This is a genomic window from Pseudomonas nunensis (assembly GCF_024296925.1).
GTDB lineage: Bacteria > Pseudomonadota > Gammaproteobacteria > Pseudomonadales > Pseudomonadaceae > Aquipseudomonas > Aquipseudomonas nunensis.
In genome coordinates, this window is record NZ_CP101125.1 from 5,426,770 (window position 1) to 5,451,344 (window position 24,575).

At 61.2% G+C, this 24,575-nt stretch carries 21 protein-coding genes; 9 read left to right on the top strand and 12 right to left on the bottom strand.

The window, feature by feature from the left end; all coding sequences use genetic code 11:
* The first annotated feature begins 37 nt into the window (after positions 1-37).
* Positions 38-484, top strand: a complete 447-nt coding sequence (locus tag NK667_RS23930) for a TadE/TadG family type IV pilus assembly protein (RefSeq protein ID WP_054044005.1) — start codon at positions 38-40, stop codon at positions 482-484.
* Positions 481-3,246 (top strand): ATP-binding protein, encoded by a 2,766-nt coding sequence (locus tag NK667_RS23935; protein WP_054616340.1) that lies wholly within the window; start codon positions 481-483, stop codon positions 3,244-3,246. The genes NK667_RS23930 and NK667_RS23935 overlap by 4 nt, the downstream gene beginning before the upstream one ends.
* Here NK667_RS23935 and NK667_RS23940 read toward each other — a convergent pair.
* The 5 genes from NK667_RS23940 to NK667_RS23960 form a co-directional block, all read right to left on the bottom strand.
* Positions 3,231-5,063 (bottom strand): pilus assembly protein TadG-related protein, encoded by a 1,833-nt coding sequence (locus NK667_RS23940; RefSeq protein WP_054616341.1) that lies wholly within the window; start codon positions 5,061-5,063, stop codon positions 3,231-3,233. The two genes, NK667_RS23935 and NK667_RS23940, sit on opposite strands and share 16 nt — an antisense overlap.
* A gap of 297 nt (positions 5,064-5,360) precedes the next feature.
* Positions 5,361-5,918, bottom strand: coding sequence for a DUF4136 domain-containing protein (locus tag NK667_RS23945; RefSeq protein ID WP_054044008.1), 558 nt, complete (start codon positions 5,916-5,918; stop codon positions 5,361-5,363).
* A 55-nt stretch (positions 5,919-5,973) separates the two neighbouring features.
* Positions 5,974-6,588 (bottom strand): DUF4136 domain-containing protein, encoded by a 615-nt coding sequence (locus NK667_RS23950; protein ID WP_054616342.1) that lies wholly within the window; start codon positions 6,586-6,588, stop codon positions 5,974-5,976.
* A gap of 12 nt (positions 6,589-6,600) precedes the next feature.
* Positions 6,601-7,350 carry a methyltransferase gene (locus NK667_RS23955; protein ID WP_054044010.1) on the bottom strand — a complete coding sequence of 250 codons (750 nt, stop codon included), beginning with the start codon at positions 7,348-7,350 and terminating at the stop codon, positions 6,601-6,603.
* Complete coding sequence (locus tag NK667_RS23960) at positions 7,350-7,652, bottom strand: MazG-like family protein (RefSeq protein ID WP_007951009.1); 303 nt, start codon at positions 7,650-7,652, stop codon at positions 7,350-7,352. Before NK667_RS23960 ends, NK667_RS23955 begins: the two co-directional genes overlap by 1 nt.
* A 265-nt stretch (positions 7,653-7,917) precedes the next feature.
* Between NK667_RS23960 and NK667_RS23965 the strand changes: the two genes are divergently transcribed.
* Both NK667_RS23965 and NK667_RS23970 read left to right on the top strand, forming a co-directional pair.
* Positions 7,918-8,211 (top strand): hypothetical protein, encoded by a 294-nt coding sequence (locus tag NK667_RS23965; protein WP_054044011.1) that lies wholly within the window; start codon positions 7,918-7,920, stop codon positions 8,209-8,211.
* A 164-nt stretch (positions 8,212-8,375) separates the two neighbouring features.
* A complete protein-coding gene (locus tag NK667_RS23970; protein WP_054616343.1) occupies positions 8,376-9,725 on the top strand; it encodes an MATE family efflux transporter in 1,350 nt (449 codons plus the stop codon).
* Here the strand turns inward: NK667_RS23970 and NK667_RS23975 are convergent.
* From NK667_RS23975 to NK667_RS24005, 7 genes are all read right to left on the bottom strand, one after another.
* Complete coding sequence (locus NK667_RS23975; RefSeq protein WP_054616344.1) at positions 9,719-10,594, bottom strand: alpha/beta hydrolase; 876 nt, start codon at positions 10,592-10,594, stop codon at positions 9,719-9,721. The genes NK667_RS23970 and NK667_RS23975 overlap by 7 nt on opposite strands.
* 18 nt (positions 10,595-10,612) lie before the next feature.
* On the bottom strand, positions 10,613-11,410 hold the full coding sequence (locus NK667_RS23980) for a DUF4123 domain-containing protein (protein ID WP_054044014.1): 798 nt from the start codon (positions 11,408-11,410) through the stop codon (positions 10,613-10,615).
* Positions 11,407-12,699, bottom strand: a complete 1,293-nt coding sequence (locus NK667_RS23985; RefSeq protein WP_054044015.1) for a contractile injection system protein, VgrG/Pvc8 family — start codon at positions 12,697-12,699, stop codon at positions 11,407-11,409. Before NK667_RS23985 ends, NK667_RS23980 begins: the two co-directional genes overlap by 4 nt.
* Before the next feature lie 233 nt (positions 12,700-12,932).
* Positions 12,933-14,846 (bottom strand): arginine decarboxylase, encoded by a 1,914-nt coding sequence (speA, locus tag NK667_RS23990; RefSeq protein ID WP_054616345.1) that lies wholly within the window; start codon positions 14,844-14,846, stop codon positions 12,933-12,935.
* A 213-nt stretch (positions 14,847-15,059) separates the two neighbouring features.
* Positions 15,060-15,431 carry a translation initiation factor Sui1 gene (locus NK667_RS23995; protein ID WP_054044017.1) on the bottom strand — a complete coding sequence of 124 codons (372 nt, stop codon included), beginning with the start codon at positions 15,429-15,431 and terminating at the stop codon, positions 15,060-15,062.
* A gap of 324 nt (positions 15,432-15,755) precedes the next feature.
* A complete protein-coding gene (locus NK667_RS24000; protein WP_054616346.1) occupies positions 15,756-16,313 on the bottom strand; it encodes an NUDIX hydrolase in 558 nt (185 codons plus the stop codon).
* 3 nt (positions 16,314-16,316) lie between these two features.
* The gene (locus NK667_RS24005) at positions 16,317-17,384 is read right to left on the bottom strand and encodes a DUF2333 family protein (protein ID WP_054044019.1); all 1,068 of its coding nucleotides are present in this window, start codon (positions 17,382-17,384) and stop codon (positions 16,317-16,319) included.
* Positions 17,385-17,822: 438 nt separating this feature from the next.
* On the opposite strand from NK667_RS24005, the gene gcbA reads away from it, so the two are divergent.
* From gcbA to accB, 5 genes are all read left to right on the top strand, one after another.
* Positions 17,823-19,493, top strand: coding sequence for a diguanylate cyclase GcbA (gene gcbA, locus NK667_RS24010; protein WP_054044020.1), 1,671 nt, complete (start codon positions 17,823-17,825; stop codon positions 19,491-19,493).
* Between the two features lie 955 nt (positions 19,494-20,448).
* Positions 20,449-21,492, top strand: coding sequence for a methyl-accepting chemotaxis protein (locus tag NK667_RS32890; RefSeq protein ID WP_401329492.1), 1,044 nt, complete (start codon positions 20,449-20,451; stop codon positions 21,490-21,492).
* A 211-nt stretch (positions 21,493-21,703) separates the two neighbouring features.
* Positions 21,704-23,467 carry a protein-disulfide reductase DsbD gene (locus tag NK667_RS24020; protein ID WP_054616347.1) on the top strand — a complete coding sequence of 588 codons (1,764 nt, stop codon included), beginning with the start codon at positions 21,704-21,706 and terminating at the stop codon, positions 23,465-23,467.
* A 131-nt stretch (positions 23,468-23,598) separates the two neighbouring features.
* Complete coding sequence (gene aroQ, locus NK667_RS24025; protein WP_054044023.1) at positions 23,599-24,051, top strand: type II 3-dehydroquinate dehydratase; 453 nt, start codon at positions 23,599-23,601, stop codon at positions 24,049-24,051.
* Positions 24,052-24,099: 48 nt separating this feature from the next.
* Positions 24,100-24,561, top strand: coding sequence for an acetyl-CoA carboxylase biotin carboxyl carrier protein (gene accB, locus NK667_RS24030; protein WP_054044024.1), 462 nt, complete (start codon positions 24,100-24,102; stop codon positions 24,559-24,561).
* Positions 24,562-24,575: the final 14 nt, after the last annotated feature.

Genomic DNA, 24,575 nt, shown 5'->3' on the forward strand with positions numbered 1-24,575 from the left:
CTGATATTACGCAGTGACTGTCAGGGTAGACGCACTCATGAAAGTAGGCCTCCCCAGCAAGCAAAAAGGCGCTGTGGCGATTGAATTCGCCTTGGTGTTCGTGATCTTTTTCGCGGTGTTTTACGGCTTGGTCAGCTACAGCTTGCCGTTCGTGCTGATGCAGTCGTTCAACCAGGCCACCGCCGAAGCCGTGCGCCGCAGCGTGGCGGTGGACCCGAACACGCCGGGCTATGCGACCGTGGTGCAAAACACTGCAAATGCCACGTTGCAGCAGCAATTGTCGTGGGTGCCGACTGCGCTGAACCTGGTGATCGGCGTGGATACCAGCGCGGTCTACGACGCCAGCAAAGGCACCCTCACCGTCAGCGTGAATTACCCCACCAGCAAGTTGAATCAGGTCATGCCGTTTCTGGTGCTGCCGGGCGTGGGCACGGTGCCCAACCTGCCGACCAACCTGAGCGCTACGTCGAGTCTGCAATTTTGACCTCCGGGGACAAGCTTTTCGCTCGCTTGCTCAAGCGCCCCACCCTCCCCGCCATCGAGGCGTCCGAGCCGTTGCGGGTACAACCGCTGGGCTTGCATTTGCATCTGGACGACGAGGGTCGAGTACTGCACATGACCGGGCCACTGCGGCACTCGCTGGCCCAACAACCGCCCAATGATCAGCCGTTGCCGTTGCATCGATACGTGCAAGTTCATAGCACCCTGGCGATCGAGGGTCAGCCCGCCGACTGGCAAGGGCAAAGCCTGGACCTGGATTTCCTCGGCCTGGCCGACCAGACCTTGCACCTGCGCGGCTGGGTGCAGCCGTGCCCGGGCGGATGGCTGTTGCAGTTGATGGACATCGGCGACCTGTTGCTCGAACGCCATCAGGCCCACAGTCGAGACGAATGCCACGCCGTGGCCGGGCAGATCAGCGAGCATCTGCGCGCGTGCAGCCTGGCGCGGTTGCCGGTGATCGTTAGCGAACAACTGCAAACCATCGCCCAGCGCTGGCACATGCCGTGTGTGGCCCTGGCTTTGCTCGACGAGCAAGAAGAAGGCTGGCAAATCCATCGCCAGTTCAGCGCCCACGACGCACCGCAGTTGTGGCAAAACGATCAGCGCCTGGGCACGGTGCTCGACAGTATGAATGGCTCCGCGCCCCAGCGTTTGAGCATCAGCCACGGCATCAGCGAACACCTGCGCGTGCAAGACTTGTTCGGCAATGCCGAGGGTTTTGCCGTGCCCTACAGCGACGATCACGGTGTCGCCGCATGGCTGCTGTGCGGGTTTTACCCGGTGCATGAACACGCGCCGGACCTGGGTGATCGCGACTGGTTGCTGTTGGTCAGCGCGCTGGCCGGGCCGTTGCTCGGTCGCTTGCGCGAGCAGCATCACCACTTGCAACTGGAGCGGCTGGAATCGTTGCAAGTCTTGCTGGGGACGGGATGGTGGGAGGCCTTTGGTGCCAGCGATGAAATCCTCCTGGCGCCGTCCCTCGCCGCCACTTTGCATTTGGACACTACTCGCCTGACGCTGAATGACTGGCTGCTGCAAATCCATCCCGCCGACCGCGAGGAGATGCGCAGTCGCCTGCATGCCTTGCAACAACACGACGAGCCGCTGACCCTGTGCGTGCGCCTGCATCGCTGCGACTCGGATCAGCATCCGCTGTGGTACAGGCTGCAAGGGCAAGCCATCGGTAGCGGCGACAGTCGGCGGCTGGTGGGTTTCATGCTCGACATCAGCGACATCAAGAACCAGCAACAACACACCGCCGCCGCCCATGCGCGGCTGGACAACCTGATCGCCAGTTCGCCGGCGGTGATCTACGTGCAGCGCTACGTCGAAGGCGCGCTGCACCCGACGTTTTTCAGTGCCAGCCTTCAACCGCTGTTGGGCTGGAGCCTGGAAAACTGCGACGCCGCTGCGTTGATCGAACGTGTTCACCCCGAGGACCGCGACCGCTATTTCGAGCGCACTCGGCACTTGCTGCGCGAAGGCTCGGTGCGCGCCCGCTATCGTCTGCGCGACAGTCGCGGCGATTATCACTGGCTGCTCGACGAAGCCAAGTTGCTGCGCGATGACCTCGGGCTGCCAGTGGAAGCGGTCGGCCTGTGGCTCGATGTCACCGAGGCGACCCTGGCCGCCGAGCAGGTGAAACAGAGCGAAGAGCGCTATCGGATTTTGGTGGAGGATTCCCCGGCGATGATCTGCCGTTATCGCCCGGACCTGATTTTGAGTTTCGGCAATCGTCCGCTGGCGACGTACCTGGAATGTGAGCCCGAACAACTCCCCGGCGTGAACCTCGGCAGCTGGATGTCGGACGAACAACGCGCAGCGTTTCTCCAGCGGCTCAGCCTGCTGACGCCGGAGCACCCGGTCAGTAGCGCCGAGATCAATCTGCAACTGCCCGGGCGCGAACACGCCTGGTGGGTCTGGTCGGATCGCGGGGTGTTTGACGATCAGGGCCAGTTGGTTGAAGTCCAGGCTGTGGGCCGCGACAACACCGAGGTCCGACGCTCCCAGCAACAACTGACCCAGAGCGCAAAAATGGCCACCCTCGGCGAAATGGCCACCGGGCTGGCCCATGAAATCAACCAGCCGCTGAACGTGATGCGCATGGCCATCGTCAACGTGCTCAAGCGCTTGAGCAACGGCGATGTGCAAATCGATTACCTGACCGACAAGCTCAATCGCATCGACACCCAGGTGCAGCGGGCGGCGCGGGTGGTGGATCACATGCGCGTGTTTGGCCGCCGTTCGGAGGTTGAGCAGCACCCGTTCAACCCGGTCGACGCCATCGAGGGCACGTTGTCGCTGTTGGCCGAAGGCATGCGCGGCAAGGGTGTGGAGCTGCGGGTCAGCGAGACTGGGTTTACCGTGCAGGTGCGCGGTTATGTCGATCAATTGGAGCAGGTGCTGATCAACCTGATGGTCAATGCGCGGGATGCGCTGTTGAGCAAGCGCGAGGCAGATCGTGACTTCAAACCGTGGATTTCGGTGTACGCCGAGCGCGATAAGCAATCGGTGCGGTTGTGGGTCGAGGACAACGGTGGCGGTATCGATCCACGCTTGCTGGAGCGGATTTTCGAGCCGTTCTTCACCACGAAACCGGTCGGCGTGGGGACTGGGCTGGGGTTGTCGGTGAGCTATGGGATCGTCGAGAACATGGGTGGACGGTTGAGTGTTGTGAACTCAGCGCACGGTGCCCGATTTTGTATTGAGCTGCCGATTTATCAGGAGGATCAGATCACCAGATAGGCCTTGCCGGGTTGGCCGCAGCTGAGGTTGGCGCCGACCTGGATTTTCCCGACTTCGATGCCCAGGACTTTCAGGACATTGTTGAGCAGGTTGTCCAGCAGCGGGCTCAGGATCGAATTCAGGGTTGTCGTCAGCAGCGTTATCACACCGCTGAGCAACGTGTTCAGGGTGTTGAAGACGATCGCCAGCAAGGGACCTGCATTGAAGGTCGGTGTGTGCAGGATCAATTGCACGCCATTGACCGCTTGCGACATCCCGGCAATCGCGTTGGAGGCGGTCAGGGTGTAAGGCGGATCGGAGGGAGCCAGCCCGACTTTCGGCGGGTTGGTAAATGTGCTGCTGGCGCTGGTCTGCAAGGCGGGACTGTCGATCCGCAGCTCCGCGCCGCCGCCCGAGAAGGGAACGCCTGCGTAGCGGATATCGAGCAAGGTCACAGGACTGACGCTCATGGGCGATGTCGATGACGCCCAGTCCGAATTGATCCGCCCGACACGCAGCTCAGCCACGGAGGTGGTCGTATTGGCGGTCAGGCTTTTGTTGGTGTCGCTGACGCAGGTGAAATCGGTAACGTAACTGCTGCCGCCACCTGCTTCGAGGCTGACGTCCAGATTGGGATTGGGCAGGACGTACAAGTCCAGGCCCAGCAACCCGGTGACCACTGACAGCGTGCTGGTCACGACACCGATCAGGTTGGTGACCAGGGACAAATCCACGGACACCAGCACCCGGACCTGGGCGGTACGCACGTAGATTCGACTGGCACCCAATGGCGCCAGTTTTGCCAATGCGGGATTGCCCACTACCGAAAATTGCGCGGGCTCGATGACTTTGAGCTTGGCGGTAGCGCCGACGCCCAGGCCCAACAAATTCACCGGAATAGTGCCTGCGACGGCACTCTTGCTGTTGCCGAGTTCGAGGAAGGCCTGGACCAGTTGAAGCGCGTTCACGCTGGCATTCAGGGCGGAAGGCGTGGTGCCGGTTTGCAGATTCAAGATGTCACCCAAACGCACCTTGACCGGGCTGACGACTGCGCTGACCAATGAATTCAAGCCGAGTTGTACATCCGCAGTCGCGCCGTTGAGGCGAGCCACAGTAGCGGCGGCCTGCAGCAACTGGCCGACGGTGGCATCGGCGGCGAGCAGTTGGGTGTAGTTGCCTGCGGTGACATGCAGGTCAACGGCTAGCTGATCCATGAAGTTGAGCAGGTTGATATTGGCGGCGAGCAAACCGTTCCAACTGGCGACGGTCAGGTTGATCGGTACTCCGCCCATGGCGGAGCTGATCCCGTTCAACAAGTTGACGTCGACCAAGGTGCTGCTAATCGTCAGTTGGGCCACTGGCGGCACCGGCAGCGCGGCTACGGCTGTGGCATTGAGTTGAGTGTTCAGGCTAACCGACGTGCCGCTGACCAAGGCCTGCACACCGCCGGCAAAACTGGTGGTGACGGTGCGGCTGGCAACCACTTTGATCGCTGCGGCCTGGGTGGCATCCCCGGTGAAATTGCGCAGCCCGGTGGCCGCCGTCAGCAGCGTGCCGCAGGTGGTGGCGAGGGTGTTGCTGGCGTCGAGGGTGAAGCCGTTGCGAGTCGCACTTTGATTGGCATAACTGGCGGCGGTGAGCCCCGGCAGGCAGGTGCCGCCACGGCTGACGGCTTCCAGCGCGGCGGTGTCGACCACCCGCTGCAGTTTGCGCTGCTCCATGTAGAGCCGGCCGGTATCGACCACCAATAGCATCAACAATAGCGCCAGCCCGAGGGTCGCCGCCGCCATCAAACCGATAGCCCCGCGCTGCCGGGCCGGACCGCGAAACCGCGACATCGCGCACTCCTTCGCTGGCGCACTGATCAGTGCCGCCTCCATTGGTGAAATGCAGTGTAGACAAGGGTTGGCGAGGTTGCTGGCGACACAAATCGATGTGGGAGCGGGGTTGCTTGCGAAGGCGGTTTGTCAGGCACATCCTGATTGAATGTACTGCCGCCTTCGCGAGCAAGCCCGCTCCCACATTAGATCTTCGTGGACACGGAATCAGCGTATGGCACAGATCCCCTGTGGGAGCGGGCTTGCTCGCGAAGGCGGCAGTACATTCACCACAGATCCCACATTGAATGGTGGTGGTTAGCGGGGTGGGTAGTTTGCCAGGATCCGGCCTACCGTTTCGCGCACGGCATTGCTGCGGTCAGTCGGGTTGGGGGTGCTGCTGAGCATTTGCTCATCGCTGCCGCGCCACACCAGTTTGCCGTCCTTGCCGTCGAGCAGGTCGATCTGGATGGTCGCTACTTTATAGGTGATGTTGCGGGTTTCGTTGTACATCGGCCCGCCCCAATAACCATTCCATGGGCCACCCCAACCGCCGCCGTAGTTGGTGGTCACTTGCTGCTGGCGGTCTTCGACAATCAGGTAGGTCTGCACGCTCACATCACCCTTCTGGCCCGCGGCAGCCGGGCGTAAACCGCGCTGATCCAGCTGATCGGCCACGGCCTGGCGAATCCGTTGTTCGGTCAGGTCGCTCTTGATCCGTGGGTCATCGGGGCGGTATTGCAGGGCAGGTTCTTTCCAGCTCCAGCTGCGATAAGCGGCGAAGTCGCGGCTGGCATCGAAGTCATGATTGACCTGGTGAGCCGCGCAAGCACTGAGCAGCACGGCCACGGCCAGTAAAGCGAGGGGGCGGAACATGATAATTCTCCGTTGGAAGACAAGAACCATGGGAATGCTTCTTATCTACAAGAAGCTAACTGGGAGGATACGCCGACATTGCCTTTTCCACAGCCTCCCGAATCGCATCCGCGCGCTGGCTCTGATTGCCCTGGCTGGCGGTTTCGGCGCTGGCGCTCCAGACCGGCTGGCCGCTGCCCGCGTCGAACAGATCGACCCGCACCACCACAACCTGCTCCTGATAAGTACGCACGATCGGCACGCTGTTGTACATGCCGTAGCCACCACCGTAACGGTTGTAGCCACCATAACCGCCGCCGTAATAACCGTAGTCGTCCTGAACCTGACGCAAGCGGGTTTCCAGGTGCAGGTTGGCGCTGACAAACAGGTCCGCCGGGCGATTGTCGTGCAACGGCCGCAAGCCACGCTGATCGAGAGCATTGCTGACCGCTTCAGCCACTTGCGCCGAATCCGCCCAGGCCGAGCCCGGCGGCAGTTGCCCGTTGAGCCAGGCCCAACTGCGGTAACGCCCGTAGTCCCGGGGCGGCGCTGGATAAGCGCTGCGGTCGAAGGTATTCGCCGCTTGCGGTGGGGCTGGCGGCAAGGGGTTGGACGTCGCCACATACGGGTTGCTGCCCTGGCAGGCCGCCAACCCCAGACACATCAGCAGTAACCCTGAACGCGCTTTCATTTCGTTCTCCGATCAGATCGGCCGACAGATCCAGTGCAAGTAGCGCCCAAGCCCGGCAAAGCTTGGGTGACGACGGTGGGCCAGCTCCATTTCCAGCAAGTCCACCAGTTCGGCGCGGGCCTGGAATTCCACCGGCATGTAGTCGTGAAAAACCCGTACCCCGCTCTGGGTTTCGACCTGCCACATACCTTCAAGTTGCGCCGCCAGTTCTCGCGGATCAAGGGGCTGTTGCGGGGTCAGACTCTGCTTCTCGCCGGCCATGTCGTTCTTGCGCATCTTGCGGAAGTGGCCTTTGAGCAGGTTGCGGTAAATCAGCGCGTCGCGGTTGTAGAAGGCCAGGGACAACCAGCCATCCTTGGTGGTGAGTTGATGCAACACCGGCAAGATCGCGTGGGGTTCGGCCAGCCATTCCAGCACGGCGTGGCACAGCACCAGGTCGTAGGGTTCGGTGAGTTGGCCGAGTAAATCCTGCCACGGCGCTTGAATAAACGTCGCCGTCTGCCCAGCGTCCGCGAAACGTTGACGAGCGCCTTCGAGCATCGGCGCGGCCGGTTCGGCGAGGGTGACGTCATGCCCGCGTTGGGCCAGCCACAACGACATGTGGCCCAGGCCAGCGCCGATATCCAGCACTCGCAGCGGACGATCAGGCAAGGTTTCGGCCAGATCGGCCTGCAACACCGCCAGGCGAATCGCGCCTTTGGCCCCGCCGTAGATTTTTTCGGCAAACCGGGTCGCCAACTGATCGAAATGACGGTCGCTCATCAGCTGAACCGCCGTTCGCTGTCCGCGAGTTTGCTGCGCACCACTTCGTTCATGTCCAACCCCAACTCGCTGCACAGCAGTAATAGATAGAGCACGATGTCGCCGACTTCCTGTCCGGCATGCGCCAGTTTGTCCGCCGGCAACTGGCGCGACTGGTCTTCGGTCAGCCACTGGAAGATTTCCACCAGCTCGGACATTTCCACGCTCGCGGCCATGGCCAGGTTTTTTGGGCTGTGAAATTGCCGCCAGTCGTTGCGGTCGCGAATGGCGTGCAGGCGTTCGGTCAGTTCAACAAGGTTCATCGGGCTCTCCTGAAGGCGTATAGCTTCGGGGGGATGGGCAATGAAGGCAAGGGGCACGGATTGGGCGCTTTTCCTGTGGGAGCGGGCTTGCTCGCGAAAGCGGTTGGTCAGTCACATTGATGTTGGATGTACCGCCCCCTTCGCGAGCAAGCCCGCTCCCACAAGTGCGAGGCAAACCCTCTATGCTAGTAGGGAACTCGGCACCGCGATCCGTGGCCCAAGTCTGGCGCGGCAACCTTGCCACCACTTTCATCAGGACGCCCACATGCAGGTAGAAAGTTTTTTCGAATGGCTCGGCCAGGCACTCGGTTCGGTCATCCGCTTTATCGTTGACGGCCTCAGCGGCCTGTTCAACCTTCTCAGCCATGCCGGCGGCAACTTTGTCGAAGGGCTGTCCCGGGCGCTGGGCATGGACACGTCGATCATCAGCATCATCGCGCTGATCCTCGGGCTGATGCTGCTGTGGTCGGCGATCCGGGCGTTCATGAATGCGTCGATCATCATGGGGATTATCTGGTTGCTGCTGGGGCTTTGGTTGCTTAGCTGGATAATCCACTAACACCGCCAATCTCCCCTGTGGGAGCGGGCTTGCTCGCGAAAGCGGTGTGTCAGGCGACTTAAATGTCGGATGTCAGTCAGCCTTCGCGAGCAAGCCCGCTCCCACAATGAATCGCTGCGGATTCAGATGTGTCGCTACAATGCCCGCTCCCCCAAGGAGCCTGCATGTCCAACCTGATCGCCGACTGGCGCGACCGCCCGACCCACCGCAAGGTCTGGGCCCTCGCCGCGCCCATGATCCTCTCGAATATTTCCGTACCGCTGGTGGCGCTGGTCGACAGCACCGTCATCGGTCACTTGCCCCACGCTCATCAGTTGGGCGCCGTCGCGGTGGGCGCCAGCCTGTATACCTTTCTGGCCTGGGGCATGGGTTTTCTGCGCATGGGCACGACCGGGTTCGCCGCACAAGCGGCCGGGCGCGGGGATGGCGCGGCGTTGCGGCAGATCTTGTTGCAGGGTCTGTTGCTGGCGATGGGCCTGGCCATCGTGCTCGGGGCGGCGGGGATTCCGTTGAGCGGTGTCGCACTGCACTTCATGCAACCCTCGGCGGAACTGGATCAACTGACACGGGAATTCTTCCACACCCGACTATTCGGCCTGCCCGCCGCGCTGGCCAGTTATGCGCTGGTCGGCTGGTTCCTCGGCACCCAGAACGCCCGGGCGCCGCTGGCGATTCTGCTGGGCACCAATTTGGTGAACATCGCGCTGAACCTGTGGTTCGTCCTCGGACTGGATTGGGGTGTGGTCGGCGCGGCCCGGGCATCGGTGATCGCCGAGTGGACCGGCGCCTTGATCGGCCTGTTCATGACGCGCAAAGCCCTGCGCGCCTATCCCGGTCACATCGCTTGGGCGGCCCTGGCGTTATGGCAGAGCTGGCGCCCGTTGCTGGCGGTCAACCGCGACATCTTCATTCGCAGCCTGGCGCTGCAATCGGTGTTTTTCCTGATCACCGTGCAAGGCGCGCGACTGGGCGATGCCACAGTCGCCGCCAACGCGCTGCTGCTCAACGGTTTGCTGCTGACCGCCCACGCCCTCGATGGTTTGGCCCACGCCGTGGAAGCCCTGTGCGGCCACGCCATCGGCGCGCGGGATCGCGATTCTCTGCGCCGTTCATTGGTGGTCGCCGCCGGCTGGTCGCTGATCGCCAGCCTCGGTTTTGCCGCGCTGTTTCTGTTTGCCGGGCACTTGTTTATCGAGATGCAAACCAACATCCAGAGCGTGCGCGACACCGCGTTCATCTACCTGCCCTACCTCGCCGCCCTGCCGCTGATTGCGGTCTGGAGTTACCTGCTCGACGGGCTGTTTATCGGCGCCACTCGCGCCCGGGAAATGCGCAACGGCATGCTGTTGACCGTCGTACTGTTGCTGCCCTTTGCCTGGGCGCTGCAAGGCTTGGGCAATCATGGACTGTGGATAACTTTCCTGTTGTTCATGTTGCTGCGCAGCCTGACCCTCGGCGTGATTGCCTGGTATTTGCGCAAGAACGATGGCTGGTTTACCGGCCGTGCTCACTGAGTCGGCGTGGCCTTGATGAAGGAAGTGACCTCATCCAGCACCGGCGCTAAACCGCGCATTGGCCGGGACAGCGTCGCCACCAGCGTGGCGTGGCCGGTGCGCGAATAATACCGATCCTGAACCGGTACTCCGGCGGCACGCAGTTTGCTCGCCAGACCACTGGTGTTGCGGGTCGGGTTGACCACCTCATCGTCTCTGGACGCGATCAGCAAGGCTGGCGGCGCAGCGTGACTGACGTGATTGATCGGCTGAGATTGTGGCGGTGAGTGCGGCCAGAAAAACACCGGGCGCACCTCGGGATTCTGAATCGGCAGGAAGTCATAGGGCCCGGCCAGGCCGATCCAGCCACTGAGATCGCCCGGCGACATGCCCACCGCTCCGAGCAACTGTGGGTCCAGCGCCAGCATCGCCACGTTGTAGGCCCCGGAGCTGTGGCCCATCAGGTACAATCGTTTCGGGTCACCGGAGAACTGGCGAATGTGCTCATGGGTCCACGCCACAGCCTTGGCGCCATCCTCAAGAAACAACGGATAGCGCACCTGCGGATACAGCCGATAATCGGCCAGCACCGCGACTATCCCTCGGGACGCCAATGCCTCGCCGACAAAGCTGTAGTCGCTGCGAGAACCGCTGTTCCAACTGCCACCGTAAAAAAACACCACCACCGGGGCGTTTTCCGCAGGGTGCAGAGGCACGTACACATCGAGCTTCTGCCGTGGATCACTGCCATAGGCAATGCCCTCGGTTTTGTTGAAGCTATCGTCGGGTGTCAGGGCATTCAACATTTTCAGCGGCGAGCACGCGCTTATCGCGGCGAGTAAAACCCCGCCGACCAACAAACTGAACAACTTGCGAATTGCGCTCGCCATAGGGGTGAATCCTCGTGTTCAGGGTTGATAGCCCTGCCACCAGTTGCGCAGATGATCGAGCCGTTCCTGCTGCGTCAGCCCCGGCCAGGGCTGCGCCGGCAACGCGCCGGGATGCTGCAAGCGTAGCCACAACCAGCCATCCAGCGCCGGGCGTTCGCTGAAACCCAGCGCCAGGCCTTCCTGCACATGGGACCACAAGCGGTTGTAATCAGTGCCGGTGGATTGGCTCCAGCGCCAGGTGTGTTGCTCCAGCAGGCAAGTTTGCAGTTTTTCCCGTTGGCGCAGGCTGAGGGTTTCTTCGACTGCCAACAGACTGCCTTCCAGCCCGGGATTGAGCAATCGCTGCCAACCCTGACTGCCGATTGCCCGGTCGGCCCAGGTGCCGCCGAACCAGCGCAACTGGCTGATCGGGCCGAGCCAGCGACTCAGTTCCTCGGCATCACAGGCATCGAAGAAGTAGCTGGCGCAATGCGGGTTGTAATAGCTCAGCAATGCCCGGTGATGCAGGCCGAACGTCACTGTGAGCATGCGCCGCAGGTGCGCCAGCAAGTGCGCTGCCGGCGCCTCGCTGACCAGCAGCAGGCCTTGCCAGGCATGCGGCTCGCTGTAGCAAAACTCGATCAACGCCGGACAATTCCGCAGCTCCACCAGGGCAGGTCCCTGCTCGCGCATCCCGTGCAACTCCGTGCCTTCGAATAACCAGGTTGGGCGGACATCGCGAAATTGCTGCAGCAACGTTGTCGCCGCCAAAGGTGCGCCGGGCACATCCAGCAACAGCCATTGCGAGGTCAGGTCAGGCGTCTGCACGCCGATCATGCGGCACCACTCTGACCAAACAACGTCGCCGCCCGACAGGCGCAGACCGATTCCCGGCAATGACTGAAACTGCCGCCACCGGGCATCAGGCACAGCAGCACCAAGGGCTCACTCGATTGCAGCAACGTCAGTAAGCCGTCGGGTGCTTGAGGCTCCGGGGGCGGTACTTCAATGACCTCGGTGGCGGGCGGCCGTTGAAGTAGTCCAGTGATCAGCGGTTGATCCGGATCGCCTTCAATGAAACTGACCACCACCTCAGCCCCCGCCAGCCATTGCCCCGTGCCCTTCAACTCAGGGGCCAGCGGCAACCAACAATGGCCGTGCGTCGCGCCTTCACCTTGATAAAGCCAGTCGAACTGCACCGCAACCGGCCGCGACGGATCGGGGTGCACCTCTTCGACATCGACAACCCAGGCCCTTTGCAGACTGAGCATCCGCGGTTTCGCCGGCACATGCGTCGTCATCCAGGACGCTTTCCATGGCACCGCACGGATGGTGTTGGAGTAGGAAAACAGCGGATCCTGGCCGGCCTGATGCTCGACCTCGATCAATCGCCACAGCGCATTCCACTCGCTGACCGGGTGCCCGGTCAGTGGCATCAATTGACCACTGCGCAATGTCATCAAGTCCGTACGGGCCTCGGCCACCGGCACCGTCCGCATACCGACCTGAACCTCGAACTGACACACGGTTTCGTCCTGAAGAACCAACGTTTCAGCACGGCGCGACGCCCCGGGGCCATCACCGATAACCAGGCAATGCCCGCGACGGGAATGCTCGAAATGGTAGTGGAGGCGTTCCTCGGCACACAGGCGCTGGAAAAACTGCAAATCCGATTCGCGGTATTGCGTGCAGAAATCCCGGGGCGGGTAATCGCCACTCAATTCCAGACGCCAATCCTTGCCGGCAATGCCGTGCTCCTTGAGCACCTGGGCAAGAATTTGCGGCACCGATTGCGCGCTGAAAATACGTTGGCTGAAGCGCTGCGCCAGGCACGCCAGCTTCGGCCGCAGGCGCACACGGCACAGTCGCGACAAAGCGCCGTGCTCACGCTGGACGAGTTGATGCAATTGCCCGTGGATACCGTTGCCGGCGTCTTCGAATTGCAAGAACGCCGAACGGTACAGCAGGCTGGCAAGGTCCAGGCTCGGGTCATCGATCAGCAGATCCACTTCGAACTCAAACGGCTCGCTAATGGCTTCACTGCCGGTAAAGGCCAGGACCTCAAAGGCGTCGGGCAGGCCCGCTACATCCAGCCGAAAGGACGGCTCGTTGAGTGGATCGAACATCGGCGATTCTCTACAGGAGGGGCGGCTGGGGATTCTCGCTGAGAGACATGGCCGAGTAGAGTGCCGAAATACAACTTAGGAAATGACCTACGCGAAAAGAAGACCACATCGCTTTAATAGCCGTTGATGTCAGTCGTTTCGCTTGGAAAGAGAGAAGTGTCTCACCAGGTCATCTGAAATTTCCGCGGTGTGCGGAACATTTTCAGACAACCTGATGGGAACGGTGCCTTACCTCAAGAAGACAGGTAAGACGAACGGGTCAGGCCCAGGCGCAGTGCGTCGAGGAACTGGGTCCGCTCGGCTGCGGTGATGCGCGCACTGGCGCACTTGTCACGGTAGTGAGTCATCAGTTCTTCCGGCGACAAGTGCACGTAGCGCAGCATGTCTTCGATAGTGTCGTGGGTCTCGATACCGGCGTGGTACACGCTGCCGTCGGCATTCTGGTAGATGTTCACCGAGTCGGTGTCACCGAACAGGTTGTGCATGTCGCCGAGAATTTCCTGGTAGGCGCCGACCAGGAAGATCCCCAGCAGGTAGTCCTCACCTTCATTCAGGCCGTGGACCGGCAGGCTGGTTTCGATGCTCTGCTCGTCGACGTATTGCTTGATCTTGCCGTCGGAGTCGCAAGTCAGGTCTTGCAGCACTGCACGGCGCATCGGCTCTTCGTCGAGACGGTGCAGCGGCAGGATCGGCAGGACCTGGCCGATGGCCCAGGTGTCCGGCAGGCTCTGGAATACCGAGAAGTTGCAGATGTACTTGTCGGCAAGCTTGTCGTTGAGTTCGTCGAGCACCTGGCGATGGGAACGCTGACGGGCCTTCAACGAGTTGTGCAGGCGACGGCAGACGGCGAAGTAGCATTGCTCGGCCAGGGCTTTTTCCGCCAGGGTCAGCTTGCCATCGGCGTACTGGGTCGCGATGTCACTCATGTAGTGCGTGGCGCGCCAGTAGGTTTCGGTGACCATTTCAATGTCGGTCGGACCCAGCAGGTCAACCAGCCATTGCACGGTTTCCGGCAGCGATTCCTTGTTTTCGATGACCGGCACGTCGTCGTTGTGTTTCTCGACGTCAGTCACCTGCACCACCAGCATGGCGTGGTGGGCGGTCAGGGAACGGCCGCTCTCGGAGAAGATGTTCGGGTGCGGCAGGCTCTGCGCGTCGCAGAACTCCTTGAGCATCCCGACCACGACACCGGCGTAATCGTCCATGTCGTAGTTGATCGAGCTGGCGTTACGCGAGTGCGTACCGTCGTAGTCCACGCCCAGACCGCCGCCGACGTCGATGTGGTCCACCGGCAGGCCGAGGTTGCGCAGTTCGCCGTAGTAGCGGATCGCTTCCTTGAAACCGTGCTGGTAGTCCGCCAGGTTAGCGATCTGCGAGCCCATGTGGAAGTGCAGCAGCCGAATGCCCTGATCCAGGCCAGCGGCGCGGAAACGCTCGACCACCGACAGCAGTTGCGCCGCCGACAAACCGAACTTGGATTTCTCGCCACCGGTGTCCGCCCACTTGGACGATGCCAGGGACGACAGACGCACGCGCAGGCCGACCTGAGGCTTGACCTTCAGCGAGGCGGCTTCTTCGATCACCAGCCCAACTTCGGATTCTTTCTCGATCACGATGAACACGTTGTGACCGAGCTTCTGGCCCATCAGCGCCAAACGGATAAACTCGCGGTCCTTGTAGCCGTTGCAGACGATGGTGCCGCCCTTCGGCGCCAGTGCCAGCACCGCCAGCAGCTCAGGCTTGGAGCCGGCTTCCAGGCCAATGGACACGTCTTGAGTGGCGATGATGTTCTCGATCACCGCTTCTTGCTGGTTGACCTTGATCGGGTACAGCGCGGTGTACTTGCTCTGGTATTCCAGGCGTTCGATGTTGGAATCGAACGCGCCGGTCAGCTGACGCACGCGGTCTTGCAGGATATCCGGGAAACGCACCAGCAATGGCAAGGACAAACCGCTCTTGCGCAGCTGGTCGACTTGCTCGAACAGGTCGATAGGCGAACTGGTCGGACCGTTCGGACGAACTTCGACGCGACCGGCGTCATTGATCGCGAAATATCCGGCCCCCCAATGGCGAATCCCGTAAACACTGCGGCTGTCCGCAACTGTCCATTGGCTGCCATCGTCTTTGCGTGTGCGTCTTACGGACATTGAAGTCCCCTATAAAGAAGTCATAGAGCGTCGCCTGGGTTCAGGCCGGCGCAGTCTAAAGTATGAAAATGACGGTTCGTCGACGAGGGATAGACCTCGCTGACTGCAGTGAGTTTAGAAACCAGTCAGAACAGGCTCTGTGAAAACCATGTGGGCGACGCCAGGCCTGCTGTCAGGACCGGATCAAGCCGAGGGTGGTTTTCACAGAGGCTGCTAGCCGCCGGACTTCTTCGCCTTGAAACCCAGTTTGATCAGCTCAGCCAAGAGTAGCTCGACATGATCGCCTTGGATTTCGATGATGCCGTCTTTCAACGCACCGCCGGTGCCGCAACGTTTCTTCAACGTGGTCGCCAGGGCCGTGAGCTCGTCGAGGGCCAACGGCACGCCGGTGATGGTGGTCACCGTCTTGCCACCACGGCCCTTGCTTTCGCGACGCACGCGAGCAATGCCGTCGCCGGCCGGGATCACGGTTTGTTTGCAGATACAGGCGTCCACCGGTTTGCTGCAATCCGGGCAATGACGACCTGCGTCGGTGGAAAATACCAGGCCACCAAGGGCGGCGAAGGATGCGGCTTTTTTGGCCACCGGCAATCCTCTTGGGAGGACAAAGACTGGTCGCGGCACTTGGGCAAGTGCCATCGACCGCGAAGCCCCACTCAGGCAGGGGCAGCGCTACTGAACCGTTACATCTCTGCGTAGGAGCGCAGGATCGTAGGAGCTGACGAGTGCAACGAGGCTGCGATCTTTTGATTTTTCTTTTGAATCAAGATCAAAAGATCGCAGCCTCGTTGCACTCGTCAGCTCCTACGGGCCCTTCGAGCCCAACAACAAGCCATACCGGTTCAGCTTGAAAAGGTCGCGCAGTGTAACGGCAAAAAGCCGACTTGCTAAGAGCCAATCAGCGCCAATTTATGCCTCTTTTGCGACGCCGGTTTGCTGCGCCTTCAGATAACGCTTCAACGCCGCCAAAGAGTCCGGGCAATAAGGCTTTTGCTGGATTTCCAGCATCACCTGATCGATCGGGATAAACCGCGCTTCGAGCACCTCTTCCGGCTGCAGGATCAATGGACCGTCCCACACCGCCGAAAACGCCGAACACCACAGCCGATTGCCGGTGTCTTCGAAGAAAAAATGATCATGGGCGGTCAATTCCACACCGCTCACACCCAATTCTTCTTCCAGCTCACGGGCGGCGGACTCGGCATAACTCTCGTTCACCTGCACCATGCCCCCCGCTGCCACGTCCCAGTAACCGGGATAAATGGCTTTGCTCAGGGTGCGTCGATGCACGCAAAGCTCACCGGCCGAGTTGAACAGCATGATGTAGGTGCCGCGCCCGATCAGCCCGCGTTCGCGCAAATCGCTGCGCACCAGGGCGCCGAGCAGGTTGTCCTGCTCGTCGACCCAAGCGATATGTTCGGCATCCGAGGCCGCGCGATGGGCGGCCTCTTGTGCTTTATCGACCATGACTCAGCCCTGATTGAGCAGTTGACGCAGATCGATCACGGCCGCGTTGGCCCGGGAAATATAGTTGGCCATGACCAGCGAGTGGTTGGCCAGCACCCCGAAGCCGCTGCCGTTGAGGATCATCGGGCTCCAGACCGGCTCTTGCGAAGCCTCCAGTTCACGAATGATCTGACGCACGCTGACCGTGGCGTTTTTCTTCGCCAGTACGTCGGCGAAGTCGACTTCAATGGCGCGCAGTAGGTGGGACAAGGCCCAGGCCTGACCGCGCGCTTCATAGAACACGTTGTCGATCTGCATCCACGGGGTTTCGACGATTTCCTCGTCAACCTGCGGCACTTGGCCCGGCACCACCACTTCGGTTTTCAGCGAAGTGTTGAGCTTGACCCGGCCAACACTGGCCGACAGGCGTTGCGACAGCGAACCCAAACGGGTCCCGACGTCACCCAGCCAGTTGTTCAGGTTGTCGGCACGCGCATAGAACAAGGCGTTTTTCTGCGCAGGATCGGAGAGTCGTGCCTGGTAGCGGCTCAGGGAGTTGATACCTTCCTGATATTCCGACTCACTGGATGGCAACACCCAGCTCTTGTTATCGAAGTTGAAACGCGGCTCGGCCTTGGCCAAATCCGAATCTTCCGCCGATTGCGACTGCGACCGCGCAAAGTCTTTACGCAGGGCGCGAGTCAGGTCGCGGACCTGGACCAGCACGCCATATTCCCAGCTCGGCATGTTGTCCATCCACAGGCCCGGCGGGAAGCGGTCGTTGGAAATGTAGCCGCCCGGCTTGGTCAGCAACGTGCCGGCGACGGTCTTGAGGGTTTCCACCGTGGTGTAACCGACGACCATCTGCTTGCCTTGTTGCTCAGCAGCCACTTGGGCATTTTGCTGGACCGGAAACAGCGCAGGCTCTTCGCTCCAGTACCAACCCAGGCCAATGGTCACCAACAGGTAAATGACAATCAGAGTGGCCAGCGCCCGGCTGAACAACAGGCCGCTGATATAGCTGCGGGTGGCCGATTTCGGTTCAGCGGCACGTTCAGGTGCGCTGCCCGCGCGGTTCTTCCAGTCCAGCATGGCGATATCCTTTCAATCACTTGAGTTCATCGGTTCGACCACAACCCTACGCCATCGTGCCGCTTTTTACCGCACCTGAATCCTGCGCGAAACAGCGAGCCATACAATCGCAGTGATCGAGGCGTCACTATAAATGAAGCACAGACTTTGTAGCAGCTGCCGAGCCTGCGAGGCTGCGAGGCTGCGTTCGGCTGCGCAGCCGTCGTGAAACCTGAGCACGAGGTCTTCCTGGAACACCGAGCGGCCTGATTTCACGACGGCTTCGCCGCCGAACGCAGGCTTCGCCAGCTGCTACAAGGACCTGCGCGACCAGTCGGTCAGGAACTGAATGAGGTCGCTTTGCAGATTATTGACGTACGACACTCATGTTACGGAAAAGAGGTGCTAGCATAGAGCCACCAGTCGATCTCAGCATGCACCCTAACTAGTAGTCAGGATATGACCGAGCCAGAAGACCCCAGCCGTGAGCGCCTCAAGCACCACTTTGCCCAGCGGGTAATTCATCAGGCACGTCAGATTCTTGAGATATGGCAGCGCCTGCAACGCAGCGAGTGGTCCACTACCGATTTGTCCGAGCTGAGCGAGGCCAACCTGCGCCTGCTGCGGTTTGCCGAACGCTTCGAACAGCCGGAACACTCGCAACTGGCGCGCCACATCGGCCAGTCGCTGGAAGCCGTGGACGCCAATCGCGGACGCCTGAGCAGCGGCCTGATCACTGACCTCAATCGTTTGATGCAGCGCTTGTCGCGCACAGGCCTGCGTCACGGCGATCAACTGGACCAGACTTTCCTGCCACCGCTGCGCAAGCCCATCTACGTGATGCTGCAAGATCACGATCGCGCCGAGCGGCTGGCCAAACAACTTGAGTTCTTCGGGCTCAGCGCCCAGTCCCTCGACAGTGTGTCGGCGTTTCGCTCCTCGATGGTCGAGCGTTTGCCGGCGGCGATTGTCATGGACGTGGACTTCAGCGGTCCCGGTATCGGCCTGAAACTGGCCGCCGAAGCCCAGGTTGGCCTCGACGAACCTTTGCCGCTGTTGTTTTTCAGTCTGCACGAAACCGACACCCCGACCCGGCTCGCTGCCGTGCGCGCCGGCGGCCAGGAATTCCTCACCGGCACCCTCGAAGCGTCGAGCCTGCTGGAGAAGATCGAAGTCCTGACCTGCGTCGCCCAGTACGAACCGTATAAAGTGCTGATCATCGACGACTCCCGCGCCCAGGCCTTGCACACCGAGCGCCTGCTCAATAGCGCCGGGATCGTCACGCGGACCTTGATCGAGCCGATCCAGGCGATGGCGGAATTGGCAGATTTCCAGCCTGACCTGATCATCCTCGACATGTACATGCCGGCCTGCACCGGTACGGAACTGGCCAAGGTCATCCGCCACAACGACCGCTACGTCAGCGTGCCGATCATTTACCTGTCCGCCGAAGACGATCTGGACAAGCAGCTCGACGCCATGAGCGAGGGCGGCGACGACTTCCTGACCAAACCGATCAAGCCTCGGCACCTGATCACTACCGTGCGCAACCGCGCGGCCCGGGCGCGCAACCTGAAGGCGCGGATGGTCCGTGACAGCCTCACCGGTTTGTACAACCACACTCATATTCTGCAATTGCTCGAAGACTGCTCGTTCCGCGCTCGCCGCGAGAACAAGCCGCTGAGCTTTGCGATGCTCGACATCGACCACTTCAAACGGGTCAACGACAGCCATGGCCACCCCATGGGCGACCGGGTGATCAAGAGCCTGGCGCTGTTTCTCAAGCAGAGGCTGCGCAAGACCGACTTCATTGGCCGGTACGGCGGCGAAGAATTCGCCATCGTCATGCCCGACACTGATGTCGAATCGGCCCACAAGGTGTTGGATGAAATCCGTCAGCGCTTTGCCGAAATTCACTACCCGGCCCAGCCGCAGGACCTTTGGTGCACGTTCAGCGCCGGAGTGGTCGAGCTGCGCGAAGATTCCGACAGTCTGATGATGGCCAGCCAAGCGGACGAGGCGCTGTACCGCGCCAAGGACGCCGGACGCAATCGCGTGCAGGCCGCGCGGGCGTCAAAGCAAAGTGCCACTTTTTCATCGGAATCCACCGAATCGGTCATAACCCTGTAACACAAACGCAATAAATTCAGGCGCTTACCATTCTGCCGTTGGTAGATCCGCCATGCGCCTGAAGCTGCTGACCAATCTCAATACCCTCCTGCTTGTCGCCGTGTGCGTCGCCCTCGGCGCCACGCTGTGGTGGTCGCAAAAAGCCCTGGAGCGCCCCTATCTGTTGATGGAGCGCTACTTGGGTTTGTCCCAGCAATTTCAAAATGAAGTGGCGCGCAACGTCGAGGATTACCTGTCCAGCGGCGATGCCTTGCGCTTGAGCAGTGCCAGCCAGGCCATTGATGGTTTGCAAAAAGAACTCACCGAACTGCCGCCGGCCCTGGCCGAAACCTTGCGCCCGAGCCTGTCGAGCCTTGAAGAATTCAGCAAGACCGACCTGCTGGCCGCCGGCAAACTCGCAGGCGACCCGCAAGCGCTGTTGCTGCAGGCTGAACGGGAGTTGGGCGCGAGCCTCGACCAGCTCAGCCAATACGCCAGCGCCAACGCGACGTATCTGGCGCCGCTGCTCGCCGCCTCTCAGCACTTGGGCAAGCTGTCCCTGGCCCGGGACAAACTGGTCAGCAGCGGTCGCAGCGAACTGGCCGCCGATGTCGAGCGTGAAGTCGCCAACATCCGCACCCAGGCCGAGCAACTGGACGCCTTGCCGTTGCTCGGCGTGGCCACCAGCAGCGAATCGAGCACCGACGACTTCGCCTCGCTGATGGGGTTGGAGAACACTGAGAAAGCGGTGGTCGAAGATGCCGGCGTCGGCCTCAAGCGCGAACTCAACAGCCTGCTCACCCGCTACCCGGCGGAGCTGGCGCGCACCCGCGATCAGATTCAAAAACGCGCAGATCTGAGCGCCGCCACCCACACCAAAATCACCGCCGTGCAGCAAGCCATCGCCGGCCTCGAACCGGTGGTGCGCGCCCAGCACGGGCAGATCCAGGGCGAAGTGCGCTTGATGCAAGGGCTGATGATCGGCCTGATTCTGCTGATCGCGCTGCTGATCGACACCTTGCAACGACGTCTGGCCCGCACCTTGACCAATCTGGCGCCCGCCCTGTCGACTTGGGCCGAGGGCGACTTCAGCCAGGACATTCAACTGGGCAAGACCAACCGCGAATTGCATGACATCCAGGCCTCGCTCAACCGCTTGCGCGCCTATCTGGTGGATCTGGTGGGGACCATTCGCCTCAACGCCGAGCAGGTTGCTGGCAGCAGCCGAACCCTGGCCGAGCTGAGCAACGACCTGCACAGCGGCGCCGAACATCAGGCCGGCGACACGGCGCTGATCCGCGATTCCCTCGGCGAACTGGAAGCCACCATCCAGCAAGTGGCCGGCGATGCGAGCCAGGCTGCTGACGCCAGTCGCAATGCCGGGCTGGCGGTGGAGCAAGGGCAGAAAGTCATCGGCCTGAGCCTCACAGGTTTGCATGCGTTGGTCGGCGAAGTGCAAGGCAACGCGCAGATGATTGAACACCTGGCCGAAGAGTCTGCAACCATCGGCGGCGTGCTGACGGTGATTCGCTCGATTGCCGACCAGACCAACCTGCTGGCGCTGAACGCGGCGATAGAAGCGGCACGCGCCGGGGAGATGGGTCGCGGTTTTGCAGTGGTCGCCGAGGAAGTGCGCTCACTGGCGCAACGCACTGCCGGCGCCACGTCCGAGATCCAGACCTTGATCGCCGGCCTGCAAACTGCCGCGCGGCAATCGGTGGAAGGCATGCGCGCCCAGGTCGAACACGCCGAAGCCACCGCCAACCAGGCGCAAGCGGCAGACGGTGCGCTGGATAAAATCGTCGGGGCAATCCAGACCATTGCCGACACGGCAGTGCGCATCGCCGATGTCACGGCGCAACAGAGCGGCGCGGTGAGTGAAATCCGCGATCACAGCGAGCGGATTCACCAGTTGGGTGGGGATAACTTGCTGAGGATTGGTCAAGGGCGCGAGCAGGGTGAAAATCTTTTGGTGTTGGGTGGAAGACTTCACACAGCTGTTCAAGCCTTCCGCGTCTGATACACCGCCGCATACCTGTAGGAGCGAGGCTTGCCCGCGAACGATGCGACGCGGTCTTCAAGACAAACCGCGTTATCGTTCTTCGCGGGCAAGCCTCGCTCCTACATTTGGAATGCGCGAAGGCGCCAGAACAATCACCACCGAATTCCAGGCCCTGCACACCCGCCGACTGTCCGCTATCATGCCCACACTTCCGATACGCGAGATTGTCATGCGCCGTTTGCTTTGCCTGCTGCTTTTAGTGCTCGCCCTGCCGGCCTCCGCCACCGGGTTGCTGGACAGTCGGCCCAGTTCGACGCTGGGCTCGATCAACAACAGCGCCGACTTCCTGCCGGTACGCGAAGCCTTCCAACTGAGCCTGGTAGACAGCACACCGCAATCGATCAAGCTGCGTTTCGTCGCCACCGAGGGTTATTACCTCTACCGCCACCGCTTCCAGTTTCGCGCCGATCCGGCCGATGTCACGCTGGGCGCTGCGCAACTTCCCGACGGTGAAAAGAAGCACGACGAGTACTTCGGCGACGTCGAGGTTTACCACGGGATCCTCGATGTAGAACTGCCACGCACTGATCAACGCGCATTCACCCTGGCCGTGACTTATCAGGGCTGCGCCGACAAAGGCCTGTGCTATCCGCCGGAAACCGAGCGGTTGAGCATTGATGGCAGCGGTGCGGTGGTCTCCGACAAGGTCGTCAGCACAACCGCGAGCTGGAGCTGGCGCGAACTGGCGCTGTTCTTCCTCGCCGGCCTGGGCCTGACGTTTACCCCGTGTGTGCTGCCGATGCTGCCGATTCTTTCCGGCGTGGTATTGCGCGGCCAGGTCGGCGGGCTGCGGGGGTTCAATTTGTCGTTGGCGTATGTGTTGCCGATGGCCGCGTGTTTCGCCCTGCTCGGTGCGTTGATGGGCATGTTCGGCGCGCAGCTCAATCTTCAGGCGCGGCTGCAATCGGCCTGGGTGCTGGTGCCGTTCGCGACGTTCTTCGCGGTGTTTGCACTGGCGATGTTCGGCGTCTTCGAACTGAAGCTGCCGCACTTCATCAGCAGCCGACTGGACCGAATTGCCGGACGCACCGAAGGCGGCTCACTCTGGGGCGCGGCGGTGCTGGGCGTGGTTTCCAGCCTGCTGGTTTCGCCTTGCGTTTCGGCGCCGCTGGCCGGTGCGTTGCTGTACATCAGCGCCAGCGGCGATGCCTTGGGCGGCGGTTTGAAACTGTTTGTGCTGGGCCTGGGCATGGGCACGCCGCTGTTGCTGGTGGCCACCGGCGGCGCGGCGTGGTTGCCGAAAAGCGGGCCATGGCTGGTTTACGTGAAGAATGCGATTGGCGTGCTGCTGCTGGGGTTGGCGGTGGGTTTGCTCAGTCGAGTGATACCCGGCCAGATCACCTTGTTGTTGATCGGTTTGTTGGCGGGCGGCGTCGGTTTGTTCATGGGCGCGCTGGAGTTCGTCTACAAACCTCCTCGAAAACGCCTCGGGCAATTGCTGGGGATGTTCCTGGTGTTTTATGCCTTGGCCTGTTGGTACGGCGCCTTCAGCGGCCAGACCGATCCGCTTAACCCCATCGGCCAGCCGCGCACTGTCGTTTCTACCGAACAGACGCAAAACACCAGCACCTGGCAAACCGTCAGCACGCCGGCCGACCTCGACCGCGTCCTCGCCGAAGCCAAAACGTCTGGCACCCCGCTGCTGCTGGACTGGTACGCGGACTGGTGCATCAGTTGCAAAGTCATCGAACACGAAGTGCTGAACGACGCCAAAGTCGTCGAAGGCCTCAAGGGTTATCGCCTGATCCGCTTCGACATCACCGCCAGCAACGCCGAGCAACGCGCCTTGCTCGACCGCTATAAATTGTTCGGCCCTCCGGCGCTGATGTTTTTCGCCAAGGACGGCGCCGAACGCACCGATGTGCGAGTCATTGGCGAGATCAATGCAAAAGACTTCGCCGAACGTGTTGCGAAAGCAAATGACCGGATTTAATAAGCCGGTCACAAATTTCGCGCAAACATCGGCCATCGTGCTGGCTATTGCATAGAACTGGACAGTCACAAAGGCTTTGCGGCATAGTCGCCGGGTTCTGACAATTGCACACAGATAACAAGGAACAGCAGATGGCGACGCTACTGGTTCTGCACGGACCCAACCTGAACTTGCTCGGCACCCGCGAACCGGGCACCTACGGCGCTACGACACTGGCGCAGATCAACCAGGACCTGGAACGCCGTGCCCGCGAAGCCGGCCATCATTTGCTGCACCTGCAAAGCAACGCCGAGTACGAGTTGATCGATCGCATCCACGCCGCTCGCGGCGAAGGTGTGGATTTCATCGTGATCAATCCAGCAGCTTTTACACACACAAGCGTCGCATTACGTGACGCGCTGCTGGCGGTGAGCATCCCATTCATCGAAGTGCATTTGTCTAACGTGCACAAACGCGAACCTTTCCGCCATCACTCTTACTTCTCCGATATAGCGGTGGGAGTGATCTGCGGCCTTGGCGCCAGCGGTTATCGACTGGCCCTGGAGGCCGCACTAGAGCAGCTTGAAAGACAGGCAACGGCTTGAACAACAAGCGTTGAACGCCCCTGACCGACCCTTGGGAGTTGATGATTCATGGATATCCGTAAAGTTAAGAAACTGATCGAATTGCTGGAAGAGTCCGGCATCGACGAGCTCGAGATCAAGGAAGGCGAAGAGTCCGTTCGCATCAGCCGTCACAGCAAGACCCCGGCTCAGCAGTACTACGCACCAGCGCCAATGCACGCTCCGGCCCCGGCACCTGTTGCCGCCGCTCCGGTTGCTGCCGCTGCCCCTGCTGCTCCGGCCGCGCCAGTACTGAACGGCACCGTTGCCCGTTCGCCAATGGTCGGCACCTTCTATCGCAAATCTTCGCCAAGCTCGCCGTCCTTCGTTGAAGTTGGCCAGACCGTGAAGAAAGGCGACACCCTGTGCATCGTTGAAGCGATGAAGATGATGAACCACATCGAAGCTGAAACCAGCGGTGTGATCGAATCCATCCTCGTCGAAGACGGCCAGCCGGTTGAGTACGACCAACCGCTGTTCACCATCGTTTGAACCGCGGAGAGACT

Coding starts and splice junctions, on each gene's coding strand:
- NK667_RS23945 (WP_054044008.1), bottom strand. CDS start 5,918: ATGTTCCGCCCCCTCGCTTTACTGGCCGTGGCCGTGCTGCTCAGTGCT.
- NK667_RS24005 (WP_054044019.1), bottom strand. CDS start 17,384: ATGCTGGACTGGAAGAACCGCGCGGGCAGCGCACCTGAACGTGCCGCT.
- NK667_RS23930 (WP_054044005.1), top strand. CDS start 38: ATGAAAGTAGGCCTCCCCAGCAAGCAAAAAGGCGCTGTGGCGATTGAA.
- NK667_RS23940 (WP_054616341.1), bottom strand. CDS start 5,063: ATGTCGCGGTTTCGCGGTCCGGCCCGGCAGCGCGGGGCTATCGGTTTG.
- aroQ (WP_054044023.1), top strand. CDS start 23,599: ATGGCGACGCTACTGGTTCTGCACGGACCCAACCTGAACTTGCTCGGC.
- speA (WP_054616345.1), bottom strand. CDS start 14,846: ATGTCCGTAAGACGCACACGCAAAGACGATGGCAGCCAATGGACAGTT.
- NK667_RS23970 (WP_054616343.1), top strand. CDS start 8,376: ATGTCCAACCTGATCGCCGACTGGCGCGACCGCCCGACCCACCGCAAG.
- NK667_RS32890 (WP_401329492.1), top strand. CDS start 20,449: ATGATCGGCCTGATTCTGCTGATCGCGCTGCTGATCGACACCTTGCAA.
- NK667_RS23960 (WP_007951009.1), bottom strand. CDS start 7,652: ATGAACCTTGTTGAACTGACCGAACGCCTGCACGCCATTCGCGACCGC.
- NK667_RS23955 (WP_054044010.1), bottom strand. CDS start 7,350: ATGAGCGACCGTCATTTCGATCAGTTGGCGACCCGGTTTGCCGAAAAA.
- NK667_RS23965 (WP_054044011.1), top strand. CDS start 7,918: ATGCAGGTAGAAAGTTTTTTCGAATGGCTCGGCCAGGCACTCGGTTCG.
- accB (WP_054044024.1), top strand. CDS start 24,100: ATGGATATCCGTAAAGTTAAGAAACTGATCGAATTGCTGGAAGAGTCC.
- NK667_RS23980 (WP_054044014.1), bottom strand. CDS start 11,410: ATGATCGGCGTGCAGACGCCTGACCTGACCTCGCAATGGCTGTTGCTG.
- NK667_RS23985 (WP_054044015.1), bottom strand. CDS start 12,699: ATGTTCGATCCACTCAACGAGCCGTCCTTTCGGCTGGATGTAGCGGGC.
- NK667_RS23975 (WP_054616344.1), bottom strand. CDS start 10,594: ATGGCGAGCGCAATTCGCAAGTTGTTCAGTTTGTTGGTCGGCGGGGTT.
- gcbA (WP_054044020.1), top strand. CDS start 17,823: ATGACCGAGCCAGAAGACCCCAGCCGTGAGCGCCTCAAGCACCACTTT.
- NK667_RS24020 (WP_054616347.1), top strand. CDS start 21,704: ATGCGCCGTTTGCTTTGCCTGCTGCTTTTAGTGCTCGCCCTGCCGGCC.
- NK667_RS23950 (WP_054616342.1), bottom strand. CDS start 6,588: ATGAAAGCGCGTTCAGGGTTACTGCTGATGTGTCTGGGGTTGGCGGCC.
- NK667_RS24000 (WP_054616346.1), bottom strand. CDS start 16,313: ATGGTCGATAAAGCACAAGAGGCCGCCCATCGCGCGGCCTCGGATGCC.